The organism is Olleya sediminilitoris (assembly GCF_016785945.1).
Lineage (GTDB): Bacteria > Bacteroidota > Bacteroidia > Flavobacteriales > Flavobacteriaceae > Olleya > Olleya sediminilitoris.
Window position 1 is genome coordinate 26,601 of sequence record NZ_JAEMEF010000015.1, and the last position, 14,091, is coordinate 40,691.

Annotated in this window: 18 protein-coding genes; 9 read left to right on the plus strand and 9 right to left on the minus strand. The window is 30.9% G+C overall.

The features are described from left to right. Positions 1–71 precede the first annotated feature (71 nt). From mnmD to JAO71_RS13985, 3 genes are read right to left on the minus strand one after another with little or no spacing between them, the layout of a single operon-like run. The gene (mnmD, locus tag JAO71_RS13975; protein WP_203001431.1) at positions 72–761 is read right to left on the minus strand and encodes a tRNA (5-methylaminomethyl-2-thiouridine)(34)-methyltransferase MnmD; all 690 of its coding nucleotides are present in this window, start codon (positions 759–761) and stop codon (positions 72–74) included. Between the two features lie 5 nt (positions 762–766). Next, positions 767–1,195: a hypothetical protein gene (locus JAO71_RS13980; RefSeq protein ID WP_116823282.1), complete on the minus strand. Its 429-nt coding sequence runs from the start codon at positions 1,193–1,195 to the stop codon at positions 767–769. A 1-nt stretch (position 1,196) separates the two neighbouring features. Further along, positions 1,197–1,724: a DUF4920 domain-containing protein gene (locus JAO71_RS13985; RefSeq protein ID WP_116823283.1), complete on the minus strand. Its 528-nt coding sequence runs from the start codon at positions 1,722–1,724 to the stop codon at positions 1,197–1,199. Between the two features lie 107 nt (positions 1,725–1,831). On the opposite strand from JAO71_RS13985, the gene JAO71_RS13990 reads away from it, so the two are divergent. After that, on the plus strand, positions 1,832–2,899 hold the full coding sequence (locus JAO71_RS13990; RefSeq protein ID WP_028290113.1) for a branched-chain amino acid aminotransferase: 1,068 nt from the start codon (positions 1,832–1,834) through the stop codon (positions 2,897–2,899). An 82-nt stretch (positions 2,900–2,981) separates the two neighbouring features. Here the strand turns inward: JAO71_RS13990 and JAO71_RS13995 are convergent, their stop codons facing one another. Further along, positions 2,982–3,368: a pyrophosphohydrolase domain-containing protein gene (locus JAO71_RS13995; RefSeq protein WP_203001433.1), complete on the minus strand. Its 387-nt coding sequence runs from the start codon at positions 3,366–3,368 to the stop codon at positions 2,982–2,984. A gap of 63 nt (positions 3,369–3,431) precedes the next feature. Here JAO71_RS13995 and JAO71_RS14000 point away from each other — a divergent pair, with 63 nt between their 5' ends. After that, entirely contained in the window at positions 3,432–3,617 is a 186-nt protein-coding gene (locus JAO71_RS14000) for a hypothetical protein (RefSeq protein WP_203001435.1), read from the plus strand. 61 nt (positions 3,618–3,678) lie between these two features. After that, complete coding sequence (locus JAO71_RS14005; RefSeq protein WP_203001437.1) at positions 3,679–5,007, plus strand: DUF5723 family protein; 1,329 nt, start codon at positions 3,679–3,681, stop codon at positions 5,005–5,007. A gap of 70 nt (positions 5,008–5,077) precedes the next feature. Here the strand turns inward: JAO71_RS14005 and JAO71_RS14010 are convergent, their stop codons facing one another. Continuing rightward, a complete protein-coding gene (locus tag JAO71_RS14010) occupies positions 5,078–7,126 on the minus strand; it encodes a dipeptidyl-peptidase 3 family protein (RefSeq protein ID WP_203001439.1) in 2,049 nt (682 codons plus the stop codon). A gap of 98 nt (positions 7,127–7,224) precedes the next feature. Here JAO71_RS14010 and JAO71_RS14015 point away from each other — a divergent pair, with 98 nt between their 5' ends. Continuing rightward, complete coding sequence (locus tag JAO71_RS14015; protein WP_036598802.1) at positions 7,225–8,274, plus strand: SRPBCC family protein; 1,050 nt, start codon at positions 7,225–7,227, stop codon at positions 8,272–8,274. Between the two features lie 2 nt (positions 8,275–8,276). Continuing rightward, positions 8,277–8,648 carry a fluoride efflux transporter CrcB gene (gene crcB, locus JAO71_RS14020; protein ID WP_028290109.1) on the plus strand — a complete coding sequence of 124 codons (372 nt, stop codon included), beginning with the start codon at positions 8,277–8,279 and terminating at the stop codon, positions 8,646–8,648. Here crcB and JAO71_RS14025 read toward each other — a convergent pair. Further along, complete coding sequence (locus tag JAO71_RS14025; RefSeq protein WP_203001441.1) at positions 8,645–9,256, minus strand: DUF1684 domain-containing protein; 612 nt, start codon at positions 9,254–9,256, stop codon at positions 8,645–8,647. The two genes, crcB and JAO71_RS14025, sit on opposite strands and share 4 nt — an antisense overlap. Positions 9,257–9,505: 249 nt before the next feature. Here JAO71_RS14025 and JAO71_RS14030 point away from each other — a divergent pair, with 249 nt between their 5' ends. Genes JAO71_RS14030 through JAO71_RS14040 form a run of 3 tightly spaced genes read left to right on the plus strand, consistent with a single transcriptional unit; the run spans position 9,506 to position 11,850 of the window. After that, positions 9,506–10,717 (plus strand): MFS transporter, encoded by a 1,212-nt coding sequence (locus tag JAO71_RS14030; protein ID WP_028290107.1) that lies wholly within the window; start codon positions 9,506–9,508, stop codon positions 10,715–10,717. Further along, positions 10,714–11,091 carry a VOC family protein gene (locus tag JAO71_RS14035; RefSeq protein WP_028607627.1) on the plus strand — a complete coding sequence of 126 codons (378 nt, stop codon included), beginning with the start codon at positions 10,714–10,716 and terminating at the stop codon, positions 11,089–11,091. Before JAO71_RS14030 ends, JAO71_RS14035 begins: the two co-directional genes overlap by 4 nt. A 3-nt stretch (positions 11,092–11,094) precedes the next feature. Beyond that, positions 11,095–11,850 carry a DJ-1/PfpI family protein gene (locus JAO71_RS14040; RefSeq protein ID WP_203001443.1) on the plus strand — a complete coding sequence of 252 codons (756 nt, stop codon included), beginning with the start codon at positions 11,095–11,097 and terminating at the stop codon, positions 11,848–11,850. On the opposite strand, the gene JAO71_RS14045 is transcribed toward JAO71_RS14040, so the two are convergent. After that, on the minus strand, positions 11,851–12,291 hold the full coding sequence (locus JAO71_RS14045) for an Lrp/AsnC family transcriptional regulator (RefSeq protein WP_028607629.1): 441 nt from the start codon (positions 12,289–12,291) through the stop codon (positions 11,851–11,853). Positions 12,292–12,406: 115 nt separating this feature from the next. On the opposite strand from JAO71_RS14045, the gene JAO71_RS14050 reads away from it, so the two are divergent. Continuing rightward, positions 12,407–12,802: a hypothetical protein gene (locus tag JAO71_RS14050; protein ID WP_028290103.1), complete on the plus strand. Its 396-nt coding sequence runs from the start codon at positions 12,407–12,409 to the stop codon at positions 12,800–12,802. A 9-nt stretch (positions 12,803–12,811) separates the two neighbouring features. Here JAO71_RS14050 and JAO71_RS14055 read toward each other — a convergent pair whose 3' ends face one another. Both JAO71_RS14055 and JAO71_RS14060 read right to left on the minus strand, forming a co-directional pair. Then, on the minus strand, positions 12,812–13,426 hold the full coding sequence (locus JAO71_RS14055; protein WP_028607632.1) for a DEAD/DEAH box helicase: 615 nt from the start codon (positions 13,424–13,426) through the stop codon (positions 12,812–12,814). 58 nt (positions 13,427–13,484) lie between these two features. After that, positions 13,485–14,024, minus strand: a complete 540-nt coding sequence (locus tag JAO71_RS14060; protein WP_028290101.1) for a sigma-70 family RNA polymerase sigma factor — start codon at positions 14,022–14,024, stop codon at positions 13,485–13,487. Between the last annotated feature and the right edge of the window lie 67 nt (positions 14,025–14,091).

Here is a 14,091-nt window from a genome sequence, read left to right on the forward strand (position 1 = left end):
TTAAACACGCATTATGTAGGTGTTTAAGTAAGGTTTAACGTTTATTTAAAATCAGAAAAAGAAACAAGTAATTAACAACTTTTAATGGCTCTTAAAATATGACGTTTACTTGGTGGTCCTGGTAATCTGGTTACTGTAAAACCAGCACTTTGCATAGCTCGTCTGGCTGCACCTTGTGCGCAATACGTCATTAAAACGCCATTAGGTTGTAATGCCTCAAACATTCTTTTGAAAACAGATTCTGTCCAAAGTTCTGGCTGTTCAGCAGGTCCAAAAGCATCAAAATAAATAACATTATATTCATTTTTAACCTTTAAATCCATGATGTCTTGCTTGCGTTTTTCTAATACAAATTGTTTAGTAATCTGATTGGGTTGCTCCCAAATAGTTTGGTGCATCGTTTTAAAAACTTCAGTTTTATGACTTGCTAAGAGTTGTTCTGGATAATTTAATTGCGATATAATATCCATTGGTACAGGATCTGTTTCTATACCTAAATAATGGATGTTTAACGGTAAATCTTCCGTTTTTAAAAGTGTATTAAAAGCATTAAGTCCTGTACCAAAACCTAATTCTAAAACAGAACAGGACTGTTTTAAATTCTGCCCACTTTCAGTTGACAAAAAATATAACAATCCTGTGTTTATATAAACAAAATCTGACTCTTCGATTGCTCCAAAAGTGGAATGATAATGTGCATTATATTTGTGATGCACTAAGGTGGAAGAACCGTCTTTTGTAATTTCTATTTTTGGTTTCAACGTTATTATTTAATTAAAAGTTTTTTTATTTTGGGTATTGGACCTGTACATATTTTACTGTGACAAGCAATACATGTATTGATCGTGTTGTTAAATCTATCTTTTAAATTTAAAGTAGATGTTGTATTGTAAATCTCCTTTTGAGCTGTTATAAATAGATTTGAAAAACTTTTAAATTGTTGATCTCTAATTTGAAAATCTGACAACTGAGCTGAATGAATATTTAAGAAATGGTTTGGAAATTGTGTTGGGCTTTGGCCATTAATAATTTGCTGTTTAAGCTCTAAATTATGCGTATACATGTCCAACATTAATTTTGACATTTCTGAAGGCACATACATATCATACACCTTTTTAGCTTTAACTGGAGTTTCTGTTTTAGAATTGCATGACGTTAAAACCACAAATAAAATTATCCAAACACGTTGTTTCATTTTATTGTTTTTCAACTAATAAAACACCATCTGCTTGAAATGAGAATGTACGTTTAGGTTCTGTTATTTTTTCAATATCGGCTTTAGCTGCACCTTTATCTTCAAGATAATGACGTTGGTCATCTACAGATACTTCTTCTATATATGCTAAACCATTTACAATCACCTCTTCTCCTGCTATATTTTTAGGCATAAAAAAACCATAGTCTTTAAACTTAACCATAACTTCTTTACCATCTCCTAAATCTGCTGTCATCCAACATCCTTTAGCTTGGCATACTTCTTTTACTTTTAAAGTGACTTTAGCTGGAATACTATCTCCTGCTTTTAAACTCATGTAATGGTCTACCATTGATGCAGATGCTATAGCGTCATCAGATATAATTTCTTTTCCAAAAGTTTTATAAGTTACAGCTTCTGTTTTAGCAGTAACATCTTCTTTTTTAACAGTTTCTGTTTCGGTTTTAGTTTCGGTTTTACAAGCAACTATTGTGATCAATAATGCTATAAGTATTACATAATTTTTCATGTTATAATTTGTTAGATTCGTATTTCCAAAGATAGTATTTTAAGGTTAATTGCTTACTTTCTAAGTAATAATTCTGTATTTTTGTAAAAGAAATTCAACCACAATATATGGCTACTTTAACCAAAAACGATATAAAAATTACTAGAACAGAAACGTCTAAAATAAGCTCGATTGATTTTAACAATTTAGCGTTTGGACAAGTGTTTTCTGATCATATGTTAACCTGCGATTATAAAGATGGCAAATGGCATAAGCCAGAAGTTGTGCCTTATGGTCCAATTACATTAGACCCATCGTCTAAGATTTTTCATTATGGACAATCTATTTTTGAAGGTATGAAAGCCTACAAAGACAACAATGGTGACCGTTTTTTATTTAGACCAATGGACAATGTTAAGCGATTAAACTTGTCTGCAAAGCGTCTAGCTATTCCAGAATTACCTGAAGATTATTTTATGGAAGGTTTAAAAGCCTTGTTAGATGTAGACCAAGATTGGATACCTACAAACGAAGGTAGCTCGTTATACATTAGACCATATGTTTTTGCAACAGGTAACGGATTTCATGCTTCACCTGCAGATGCTTATAAATTTATTATTGCTACAGCACCTTCTGGAGCTTATTTTTCTGGAAAAGTTAATGTTTTAATAGAAGAACAATACTCACGTAGTGCTAATGGTGGTGTTGGTTTTGCTAAAGCTGGTGGTAATTATGCTGGACAATTTTATCCAACACAATTAGCTAAAGATAAAGGTTACCAACAAGTTATTTGGACAGATGATACCACACATGAATATATTGAAGAAGCTGGAGCGATGAATGTATTTGTACGTATTAATGATACCCTTTTAACGTCTCCTGTTAGTGACCGTATTTTAGATGGAATTACAAGAAAAAGTATTTTACAATTAGCGGAAGCTGAAGGTATAAAAACTGAAGTTAGAAAAGTTAAAGTAAGTGAATTGGTTGAAGCCTCTAAAAACGGAAGTTTAAAAGAAATGTTTGGAGCTGGTACAGCTGCAGTTATTTCTCCAATTTCTGGTTTTGGTTTTAGAGGAGATGATTTTGAAATCCCTGAACAAGACCAATCTTTTGCTTCACAATTGAAAAATCGTATTGTAGCTATACAAACTAATAAAGCTGAAGATCCTTTTGGATGGAGAGTTAAGCTTTAAGTTCAAAACTCTAATTTATATATAAAAAAGCAACCATAATGGTTGCTTTTTTTATGATCCATAATTTTAAAACAGTACTAGACTACTTATCTAAAATAGCTTTGATATCAGGTTTAAAATAATTAGGCCCTTTTAAAACTTTACCATCTTCACGATAAATTGGCTCTCCATTTTCACCCAATTTACTCATGTTACTTTTTTGTATTTCGTTAAAGACTTCTTCTATTTTATGCTGCATACCATGTTCAATAATAGTACCACATAAAATGTAAAGCATATCTCCTAAAGCATCTGCTACTTCTACCAAATCATTATTTTCTGCTGCTTGAAGGTACTCAGCATTTTCTTCGCGCATTAACTCGTGACGAAGCTTGTTTTTTTCCGTACCTAAATTAGCTTTTGGAGTTTCTAAATGTCCAATTTTAAATGCTGTATGAAAGGCTTTTACTGCTTCTATTTTATCTTGCATATTATTATTATTTATTCCTTGACGTTAGTCCTTAGTTTTAGTAATTTTGCTTAAAAATAAATTATGTTTAGTAAAGGACAAATCGTTTTTGGAATTTTATTCGCTATTGCTTTTATTTTAGTTTTAATAAGAATGTACAGAAAAGATTTAAACTTACATAAAGTCCATTACAAAGGTGTATTATGGATATTACTAGCCTTTCTTGGTTTTATAGGTATGATTGTGGCTATAAAAGTTATTTTCAAGTAAAAAATAGTTAGTCAGATTACTTAATATTAGTTTTATTTGCAATAAAACTAATATATTAATCATGAATTATTTTAAGTCACTAACCACGATTACATTTTTCTTATTTTCTTATTTAGGTCTATCTCAAAGTTACGTAGGGCACTCTATTGACAACTATTCTGGAATAATAGGTGTTATAGATAATCCTTCTAACATTGTTGATTCTAGATTTAAAACCGATATAAACCTTATGTCTGCAAGTACCTTTATAGGTAGTGATTATTACGCTATAGATTTTGGAGAATTATTTGGTGAAGATGTAGATATTGATAACACAGCACAAATATCTGCTTCTGAAAAAAACAACTTTTTTTCTAATGCAGATATTATAGGGCCTTCATTTATGTTTAATATTAATGCTAATAACAGTATTGGTGTTATTACTAGATTAAGAGTATTTGCCAACATCAATAATATTAATGGCTCATTATTTGAGAGTTTAAACGAATCGTTTGATGAAACTAATGATTTTGATTTTGATTCTAGTAACTTAGTTTCTACAACTCATGCTTGGGCAGAACTTGGTATAAGTTATGGTCGTATTTTGTATGATGATTATGATCACTTTTTAAAAGGAGGTATTACTTTAAAACTATTACAAGGTGCTGGTGTATCGTTTTTTAATAGTCCAGGATTTTCAGGAAATTATGATGCATCTGCACAAACTATAGCAACTGCTGGTAGTATTAATTATGGGAGTAGAAACGATATTTATGAAGATGATCCTATAGATTTTGAGGACTTAAAAACTGGTTTTGGTGCTGATTTAGGTTTTACATATGAGTGGAGAAGAAATAATACGACGGATGGCAAAGGGCATAATAAATACTTATTAAAAGTAGGATTAGCAGTTACAGATATAGGATCAATTACTTATGATGATGTAACACAATATAACTATGACTTAAACAACCAAACTGAAAGTACCATAAATTATAATGATACTGAAGAGTTTTTAAATGAAAACTATAGTTTTACTGAAATTACAAAAAAAATTAAAGTTAATTTACCCACTGCATTACGTCTTAGTGCGGATTACCATATTGACCGATCTATATATTTAAGCTTACAAGGTGCTTTCTCATTAATTAAAAACAACACTCAATTTACTAACAAAATTAACAATGCGGTTACAATATCACCACGCATTGAGACTAAATGGTTTAGCTTTTACACTCCTGTTAGTTTTAGACAATATGATGATACTGCTTGGGGAGCAGGTTTTAGATTAGGACCTTTAACACTTGGATCTAGTTCTATTTTATCAAATGTTATCTCAGATAATTCAAAATCAACTGACCTTTATGTAGGATTAAAAATACCAATTTACCAAAGTAAAAAATACAATTAATATCAAAAAAAAAGCCTTAATCTAATTGGATTAAGGCTTTTTAATTTCCGCTACAGCGGTATTATTTTTTTTAATTTTCTTCTGGTAAGAAGTTGTAGTTTTTACTGTAAAATAACATTTGACCTTCAAAACTTTCTGGTTGTGTTACTTTAATAGCTTTAATGTTTCCGTCTGCATCAGTTTCTGGTACTAAAACAGGATTAACAAAACCACTGTAAGGAGGAGATTTAAATTGCTTGTTACGCTCTAAAACCTCAGCATGAATTGCTTGATCTACTTTTACACCATAACCTTCTACTAAATCTTCTACAGCCTTATAATCTCCTTCTGACTTAATACGTTGTGTTTCGCGTAATAATTGTCCAAATAAGTCATGTAATTTTTCGTAATCGTTGATGTTAAAATATGTTTTACCATCACGAGTCACTTTTTCAATAACATTGTCTGCTTGTCCTTTTTCAAAAACCCAAGCACTAACCCATTGTCTGTTTCGCATGTGAGCTTCTTCTACGTCATCACCAAGTTTAAGTCTAATTAATTGAGACATTAATCCGTTACGAATGTAGCCATCATAAGCAGCCATACCTACTTTTTTCCAATCTTCAACTAAACCTAATTCTTGTAATTTAGGGTTGTATAAATAATATAATCCAACTAAATCTGCACGACCTTCTTCAAGTGTTGAAGCATAGTTTTTAAGTGTTTCTTTAGTTTCTCCAACACCTGGATTTAATTGTCCTGAAGCATGACCAATAACTTCGTGTAAAGCTGTATGTAATTTATCTGCTAATTGTCCATAATTTTCTTCTAGTTCATACTCTTCATCATCATGTACAAACTCTTTTAAACGACCTGTACTTCCTGCATTATTATAGGCATGAATAATGTTTCCTAAAGACACAGATTTACTTCCAACTGCTGCACGAATCCAGTTAGCATTTGGTAAGTTTACACCAATTGGTGTACTTGGTGAGGCATCTCCAGCTTCTCCTGCCACGTTAACAACTTTGTACGTTACACCAACAACGTTTTCTTTTTTATGTTCTTTCATTAAAGGAGAATTATCTTCAAACCATTGTGCATTTTCAGATAAAACAGCCATTTTTGCTGACATATCAAAATCGTTTATTTGTACAATAGTTTCATAAGACCCTCTATAACCTAATGGGTCATTATAAACTTCAATAAAACTATTTATATAGTCTACATTTCCTGCAGTTGCAGCAGTCCATGCTACATTATAGTCATCCCATGTTTGTAGGTCTCCTGTTTTGTAATATTTAATTAATAAACTTAGGGCATTACCTTGAGCTTCGTTTTCTGCTACTCCTTGAGCTAATTCTAACCATTTTACAATTTCATCAATTGCACTACCATATAAACCTCCTGATTTATAAACACGTTCTTTTAAAGTTCCGTTTTCTTTAACCAACTGAGAGTTTAAACCATAAGACAATGGTTTTTTAGGATCCGGAGATTTCATTTTACCATAAAAAGACTCGACATCTGCATTAGTCACATCAGGACCATAAAAGTTAACAGCACTTTCTAACACATTATCTACACCTTTAGCTTGGTTTACTTTTTTTGTGTCTTGTGTATTAAAAATAACATCAAAAGCTTCACCTTCTAAAACTGTATTAGTCTCAGCTAAAATACTTTTTAAATAATCTTGAGAAAATTCTGGAGTTAATTTATCATTTGAATAATGGTGATGTATCCCATTACTAAACCAAACACGCTTTAAATAAGTAGTAAAAGCAGACCAATTGCCTGAGCTTTTATCTCCTTTAAATTTTGTATAAACATTTTCTAGAGCTGTTCTAATTTTTAAATTATGTCTGTAATTTTGGTCCCACATTATGTCGCGACCAGCTAATCCTGCTTGTGTTAAATAATACACTAGCTTTTGCTCTTTTAAAGTTAGTTTATCCCATCCTGGAATTTGATAACGTAATATTTTAATGTCTGCAAATTCTTCGACATTAAAGTTAAAAGCAGTCTCAACACTCTGCTTTTTTTCTGTTTTAGGTGTTTCCTCCTGTTTGGTCTTTTCGTTTCCGCAAGACACTAAAAGTGTAGCTACAAAAGCTGCACTTAATATTGATTTTAATTTCATGTTAGTTTGTTTTTAATAGTGCCTAAAGATAAGATTATTTGACATATTATAATTTGATTATCTTTGAAATAATAAACCTTTCAATACTCCCAAAACCAATGAAATACTTTAAATACATATTATTTTTATTGCTAATTGCTATCATCGCAATTGCTATTTATGTTGCTGTACAACCAAATGATTACAGTGTTTCAAGAACCAAGACTATACAAGCTCCTACTAGTTTAATTTATAAAGAAGTTATTGATTTTAAAAATTGGGAAGATTGGAATGCTTGGGTTGAAGAAAAACCAGACATGACTATTACATATCCTGATAAAACGGAAGGGATTGATGGCTCATACTCTTGGATTGATAATACAGAAACTGGCACAATGACTACTACAGATACCAATCCAAATAAAACCATAACACAAACTATGCAATTTGGAGAATATCCTAGCTCTGAAGTGACTTGGTTATTTGAAGATAATAAAGATGGTAGTACTGATGTAACTTGGACAATTTCTGGTAATAATCTTCCTTTTGGATTTAAAGCATACAATGCTTTTAATGGTGGAATGGATAAGCAAATTGGACCTTATTATGAGCGTAGTTTAGAGTTATTAGATAAAAAAGTGGTTGAAAGCATGAAACAATACAGCGTAAAAGTAAATGGTGTTACAGAACATGGTGGAGGGTTTTACTTGTACAATACCACATCTGCTAAAATGGATAATTTTAAAGATAAGATAAAAGAAATGTTACCTAAAGTTGGACAGTATTTTACAAAAAACAACATTATTCCATCTGGAGCACCTTTTGTAATTTATCATAAATGGGATTTAGAAAACAACTCAGTCATGTTTTCTTGTGCTATGCCAACTGCTGATAAAGTTATAACTACTGAGGATGATATATTAACAGGTCAACTGCTACCTTTTAAAGCTTTAAAAACCACTTTAAAAGGAAATTACTCAAATCTTGAAGAAGCATGGAACACTGCTATGGCTTATCAAAAAGACAACAATTTAATTACAGATCAAACTGGTGTTGCTTTAGAAGTCTACTTAACAGACCCAACAAATACTGCTAATCCTGCGGAATGGATTACCGAAATTTATTTACCATTAGCACCTAATAATAATAACACACTACAAAGTCATTAAAAATGAAACAACTTGTATTAGTTTTTATTGGTGGTGGATTTGGAAGTGTACTACGTTATATTATTGGAAAGACTTTAAACAACTCGGAAAACGGAATACCATATGGTACCTTTTTAGCCAATATTATAGGGAGTTTATTAATTGGTTTAATTTTAGGTTTAGCGCTTAAAAATAATACACTTAGTAATAATCAAACCTTATTATTAGCTACAGGGTTTTGTGGTGGTTTTACAACGTTTTCAACCTTTGCCTATGAAAATCATATGTTTTTAAAATCTGGAGACTTCACCAGCTTTGCTATATATACCATAGCTAGTTTTATTCTAGGCTTTTTAGCTGTTTTTTTAGGCATTTGGTTAGCCAAGCAGTTTTAAGGAATAACTTTGGTGTATTTTTTTACGCCAGCCTCAATACGAACATATAAAATATTGTCATTGGGTACAATAGGACAAGAATACATACTATTGTATGCGCAATATGGATTGTAAGCTGTATTAAAATCGATAAACATTTGATTATTTTTAGGCAACTTCACATCTATATAACGACCTCCTTTATAAGTTTCGACTCCATTGGTATTATCCATAAACGGTAAAAACAAAGCTTCCTCCTCTCCTAATTCTGCAGCCATTTCAATATCTTGATATACATTTAATTTAAGTGTTTTATTATTTAAATTAAAAGTTACTTCGCCATACTTTTTATAATCCACTACTCTATCTGTAGTCGTTTTCATTTTAAAAGACGGTTGGTTTGGAGTGCTTTTAAAATTAGCAGTAACAACATATAAGCTATCAAATTTAAAAAAATCAAGCGTAGAAAACACTTTACGATCTCTATCTGTTAATGGAGATTTTGCTGCATCTTTAAAATCTGCATTCATTTTACGTTGGAAAGCGGTATCACCTAACAATGGTTTTTTGTCCTGACCACAACCAATAGTAACAAAAACTATTAAAAAGAAAGTTAAATATCGTACCATTACTTTTGAAAAACTATTTTAAAAATTTGTTTCAAAAATACAACTTATTCAAAATTTTGATTAGCTTTGACTTAACAAATTGAAGAAAAATGAATTTAGTCATTACATATTTAAGTAAACAAACCTCTTGTAGAGATACAAGTAGTTGGACTTGCTATATGTTATTATGATATAAATATCAATTAATACAATACAAAAAAGTCCAACCTAACGGTTGGACTTTTTACATTTATAACAACAACCAAACCAATGAAAAAACTATTAAAAAATTACATTAGTACTTTTGACGGACTGTCAAAAGAAGTATGGTGGCTATCTTTAATTACCTTAATTAATAGAGCAGGTACTATGGTTATTCCTTTTTTATCGTTGTACTTAACCGAAGACTTAGGTTTTACATTATCTAACGTTGGGACAATCATGACCGCTTTTGGATTAGGATCTGTGTTAGGGTCTTGGTTAGGCGGAAAACTAACAGACAAAATTGGCTATTACAAAATCATGGTTTTTAGCTTGTTTGTTTCAGGCTTCATGTTTATTGCCTTACAGTTTTTAAAAGATATATTTAGTTTATCTCTAGGTATTTTTATACTAATGATAGTTGCAGATATGTTTAGACCTGCCATGTTTGTAGCCTTAAGTGCTTACAGTAAACCCGAAAACAAAACACGAAGCGTTACTTTAATTAGACTGGCTATTAACCTTGGGTTTTCAGCTGGACCAGCTGTTGGTGGATTAATAATTGTTGGATTGGGTTATGGTGGTTTGTTTTGGGTAGATGGTATTACTTGCATTGCAGCAACATTACTTTTAATTAAAGTTTTAAATCCTAAAAAAACACGCATTCAAGATAACATAATTGTAGACAATCCATACTCTGCTTACAAAGACAAACCGTTTATTATATTCTTGTTTGCATTGTTTTTATTTGGATTTATATTTTTACAGTACTTTTCTACAATGCCTTTATATTATAGAGAAATTCATGTTTTAAGTGAGCTTCAAATAGGATTATTACTTGGTGCCAATGGTTTTTTTATATTCCTTTTAGAAATGCCATTAATTAAATATTTAGAAAGTACTCGTTTTACAAAAACTACTTTAATATTGTTTGGTGCCTACTTAACAGCCATTAGCTTTTTAATATTAAACTTTACTAGTTGGACTGGAATATTAATTTTCGGAATGTTTTTAATGACAGTTGGAGAGATGATTGCCTTCCCTTTTGCCAACGCGTTTGCATTGCAGCAAGCCAAGAAAGGAAATCAAGGCGAATATATGGCTTTGTATTCTATAGCCTTTTCTTTTGCTCATATTTTTGGACATAAATCAGGTATGGAACTAGTGGAAGGCTATGGTTATGACAACACGTGGTACATCATGACAAGTCTAGGTGTATTATGCATGTTATTACTATTTATATTAAAACAATACATGAAAGCAAAACCAAATGTAGCATGAATTTAAACCAAGTGACTGTTTCGTCAAGAAACCTAAAAAAAGCTGTTGCCTTTTACAAACAATTAGGCCTTAAACTTATTGTTGACGCTTTACCACGTTACGCAAGGTTTTTATGTCCTGATGGTGATGCTACATTTTCTATTCATTTAAATGAAAGTATGCAAAATAACGACAATACTACAATTTACTTTGAAGATGATAATTTAGAATCATTAGTTATTCAACTACAACAAAAAGGAATTACTTTTACATCTCAACCTGAAGATAAATCTTGGCTTTGGAAAGAAGCCAAATTATTAGATCCTGACGGAAATCAAATTATATTATTTAAAGCTGGTAATAACAGAATACATCCACCTTGGCGCATTGATTAAATTATGAAAAACACATTATATATTTTGACTCTAATATTATTAGTAAGCTGTAATAATATTGAAAACAAAAAAGTAGATCTTAATAATACCAACAAAAAAGACGTTGTTAAAACTAAACAATTTCCTGACTTAAAACCCAACAGGTATAATGTAGCGTTTTTAATTATGGATGGTACTTTTAATACTGAATTGACTGCTCCTTTTGATATTTTTCAGCACACTATTTTTAGAGAGAATATTAAAGCTATGAATGTCTTTACTGTAGCTAATACAGACCAAGCTATTACCACTTTTGAAGGCATGCGTTTGTTACCAGACTATAATTATGTAACAGATAGCTTACCTAAAATTGATATTTTAGTAGTACCAAGTGCAGAGCACCATTTAGACACAGACCTTGAAGACAAAGCTATGATTGACTTTGTAAAACAAATTGACAAGGAAGCCCAATTTGTAACCTCACATTGTGATGGTGCTTTTGTCTTAGCCGAAGCAGGACTTTTAAATAATAAAGTGTCCACAACGTTTCCGAGTGATATAGATAAAATGCGCCAACGTTATCCAGATTTAGACATTAAAAAAGACGTTCTATTTGTTCATGATGGTAAATATATCACGTCTGCTGGAGGCGCAAAAAGTTTTGAGGCTGCTTTGTATTTATGCGAATATCTATACGGTAAAGAAATCACACAATCTTTAGCAGGAGGTTTAGTTATTGATTGGGATTTAAATACGATTCCGCATTTAATTGTAGATTAGTTAATGCTTTGTAATCGCATTATTTTTAACCACATGTGACAAAATAATTTGTGTTTTACATTCGCCATAAATAATTAACTGATCAATAAAAGCTTCTAAATGTTTGTGGTTTTTTAATATGACTTCCATTACAATATTTTCATTACCTGTAATACGATAGCAATTTACCACCTCGTCAAAAGTTTTTACCTTTTCTAAAAACGGTTTGAGTTTACCCATAAAAGCTTGCAGAGTAATCAAAGCTTTTAATTGGTAACCGACTTCATAAGGTGAAATTAAAGTAATATGATTTTGGATAATTCCTAAATCTTCCATTTTTTTAATACGCTCTGAAACAGCAGGAGAGGTTATTCCTACCTGTCTGCCAATTTCGGCATTAGACTGTCTTGCATTTTGCTGCAAACACTTTAAAATTTTCCAATTCAGACTATCAACACTCATATTAAAGTAAAACTAATAAATAATTTAATAACTAAAGCAAATATAGCTTTTTGATTTAAAATCGAAAGCAAAATATGTTGTCTTGTGATTATTTTTGATAAAAAGAAAAATTTAAATGTCTGTACAACCACCTTCGCATCTTTCGGATTTGCCAATTTATAAGCAAGCTATGCAGATTTTTGTGCTATCTAGAAGTATTTCTAGTTATTTAAGTCAAGACTTATCTTACTTATATGACGACGGAACAGAAGATGCTAATATTTATTTTTCTGGCGACCTAGTACAACATTCAGAATCTCTTGCTCCAGAAATTATTAATGCCGAATTAGAGCATTGTCAAGACAAGAAGCATAGACATATTGCTTCTGTAGTTAGATTAACTAACAGACTTTATAAAAACTGTAATCGTTTAGAAACTTGCAATAGTAACGGTAAAGATTATGTCCCAATATTAAAAAGAGAAATCAGAAAGTTTAGAAAACTTCAGACTACCTGGATGCTAACTCTTTAAGTATTAAACTTAACTAAAATCAACAACTCTTGCGTTGTACATAAATGAATCTTGAAATGCTTTAAGTTTTGGATTAAAAGTTTCAGAAAAGATTGCAAATTTAGCTTTCGGTACACTTTCACTTAATCTTAAAACATAGTTATGTAAATTGTTTCGTGCAATAAAATCTGCATCATGAATCATAAACAACTGCAGTTCTCCTAAATGCAAACTATTTAAATGGTATAATTTACTTAGTCGTTTTGGTGTTGAAATTAAAACATCAACGCCATAATACACTTCCTCACGTTGTTTTTCTAAATCATATTCCTCGTAAGCACAATACACACGTAAGTCTGTTCTTTTAGTAAAAACATCAAAACGCTCTTTTAAATCTAAAGCTGCCTGTTTGTCTTTAACTACAACCAAAGCTCTTGGAGAGTCTTCAAATGCTTCGGCTCCTAATTTTTGAATAGCACTAATAATCATAGCTGTTGTTTTACCACAACCTTTTGGTCCTATTGCATACACATCATTACCTCCTTTAATTAAAGGCATAACTTGTTTTTGAAATGCATTTGTAGTTTCTAAACCTGCTTTTTCAATATTTTCTTTAAGTGAAGGATGGTATTTTTTAAAAGACATGTCTTGTATAATATTATAAGTAAAATATGGTAAAAACCATAGTTTACAAAGATACTAATTAATGACACATTTTGCAGTCTGCTTTGTCTTTAACTTCTCCAACCAAAAATCCTTGGTCATTAATTACAAAATCACAACAGTCTACAAAACCTTGAACAATCATTTTTCGACCACGTTGTATTTGAGACTTAACCGTTGGCAAAGCTAAATTTAATTGGTTTGCTATTTGCTGTTGTTTTAATCCTTTTATGTCGCTTAAAAATAAAGGATCTCTGTATTTTTTTGGTAAGCTTTTAATAATACCTGGTAAGCAATCGGCTTCAGTATGTTCTAACTTTTGTTCTTCAAAAACAAAGTCTTCTTCTGTAGTTTCATACACTATTTTTTTACTTCTAAAATAATCTAAAACCGTATATCTAGCAATCGAGAACACCCAAGATTTAAGCTTATCTTCCTCTTTTAGCGTGTTTAATTTAGTGTGTACCTTTATAAAGGTTTCTTGTAACAAATCTTCTGTAATTACTTCATCTTTCACTTTACTAAAAATAAAATATTTGATATCGTCAGCATGTAATTTCCAAATGTCTTGAGTATCCATAATTATGTATTAAAAGAAACGCTAATCTTAGTATAAAATTACTAAAACTAGCGTTATTAATATCTGT

What these genes read in the sequence shown, in the direction of transcription:
- JAO71_RS13980 (WP_116823282.1), bottom strand. Translation starts at nt 1,195, where the DNA reads ATGAAACAACGTGTTTGGATAATTTTATTTGTGGTTTTAACGTCATGC.
- JAO71_RS13985 (WP_116823283.1), bottom strand. Translation starts at nt 1,724, where the DNA reads ATGAAAAATTATGTAATACTTATAGCATTATTGATCACAATAGTTGCT.
- JAO71_RS13990 (WP_028290113.1), top strand. Translation starts at nt 1,832, where the DNA reads ATGGCTACTTTAACCAAAAACGATATAAAAATTACTAGAACAGAAACG.
- JAO71_RS13995 (WP_203001433.1), bottom strand. Translation starts at nt 3,368, where the DNA reads ATGCAAGATAAAATAGAAGCAGTAAAAGCCTTTCATACAGCATTTAAA.
- JAO71_RS14000 (WP_203001435.1), top strand. Translation starts at nt 3,432, where the DNA reads ATGTTTAGTAAAGGACAAATCGTTTTTGGAATTTTATTCGCTATTGCT.
- JAO71_RS14005 (WP_203001437.1), top strand. Translation starts at nt 3,679, where the DNA reads ATGAATTATTTTAAGTCACTAACCACGATTACATTTTTCTTATTTTCT.
- JAO71_RS14010 (WP_203001439.1), bottom strand. Translation starts at nt 7,126, where the DNA reads ATGAAATTAAAATCAATATTAAGTGCAGCTTTTGTAGCTACACTTTTA.
- JAO71_RS14015 (WP_036598802.1), top strand. Translation starts at nt 7,225, where the DNA reads ATGAAATACTTTAAATACATATTATTTTTATTGCTAATTGCTATCATC.
- crcB (WP_028290109.1), top strand. Translation starts at nt 8,277, where the DNA reads ATGAAACAACTTGTATTAGTTTTTATTGGTGGTGGATTTGGAAGTGTA.
- JAO71_RS14025 (WP_203001441.1), bottom strand. Translation starts at nt 9,256, where the DNA reads ATGGTACGATATTTAACTTTCTTTTTAATAGTTTTTGTTACTATTGGT.
- JAO71_RS14030 (WP_028290107.1), top strand. Translation starts at nt 9,506, where the DNA reads ATGAAAAAACTATTAAAAAATTACATTAGTACTTTTGACGGACTGTCA.
- JAO71_RS14035 (WP_028607627.1), top strand. Translation starts at nt 10,714, where the DNA reads ATGAATTTAAACCAAGTGACTGTTTCGTCAAGAAACCTAAAAAAAGCT.
- JAO71_RS14040 (WP_203001443.1), top strand. Translation starts at nt 11,095, where the DNA reads ATGAAAAACACATTATATATTTTGACTCTAATATTATTAGTAAGCTGT.
- JAO71_RS14045 (WP_028607629.1), bottom strand. Translation starts at nt 12,291, where the DNA reads ATGAGTGTTGATAGTCTGAATTGGAAAATTTTAAAGTGTTTGCAGCAA.
- JAO71_RS14050 (WP_028290103.1), top strand. Translation starts at nt 12,407, where the DNA reads ATGTCTGTACAACCACCTTCGCATCTTTCGGATTTGCCAATTTATAAG.
- JAO71_RS14055 (WP_028607632.1), bottom strand. Translation starts at nt 13,426, where the DNA reads ATGTCTTTTAAAAAATACCATCCTTCACTTAAAGAAAATATTGAAAAA.
- JAO71_RS14060 (WP_028290101.1), bottom strand. Translation starts at nt 14,024, where the DNA reads ATGGATACTCAAGACATTTGGAAATTACATGCTGACGATATCAAATAT.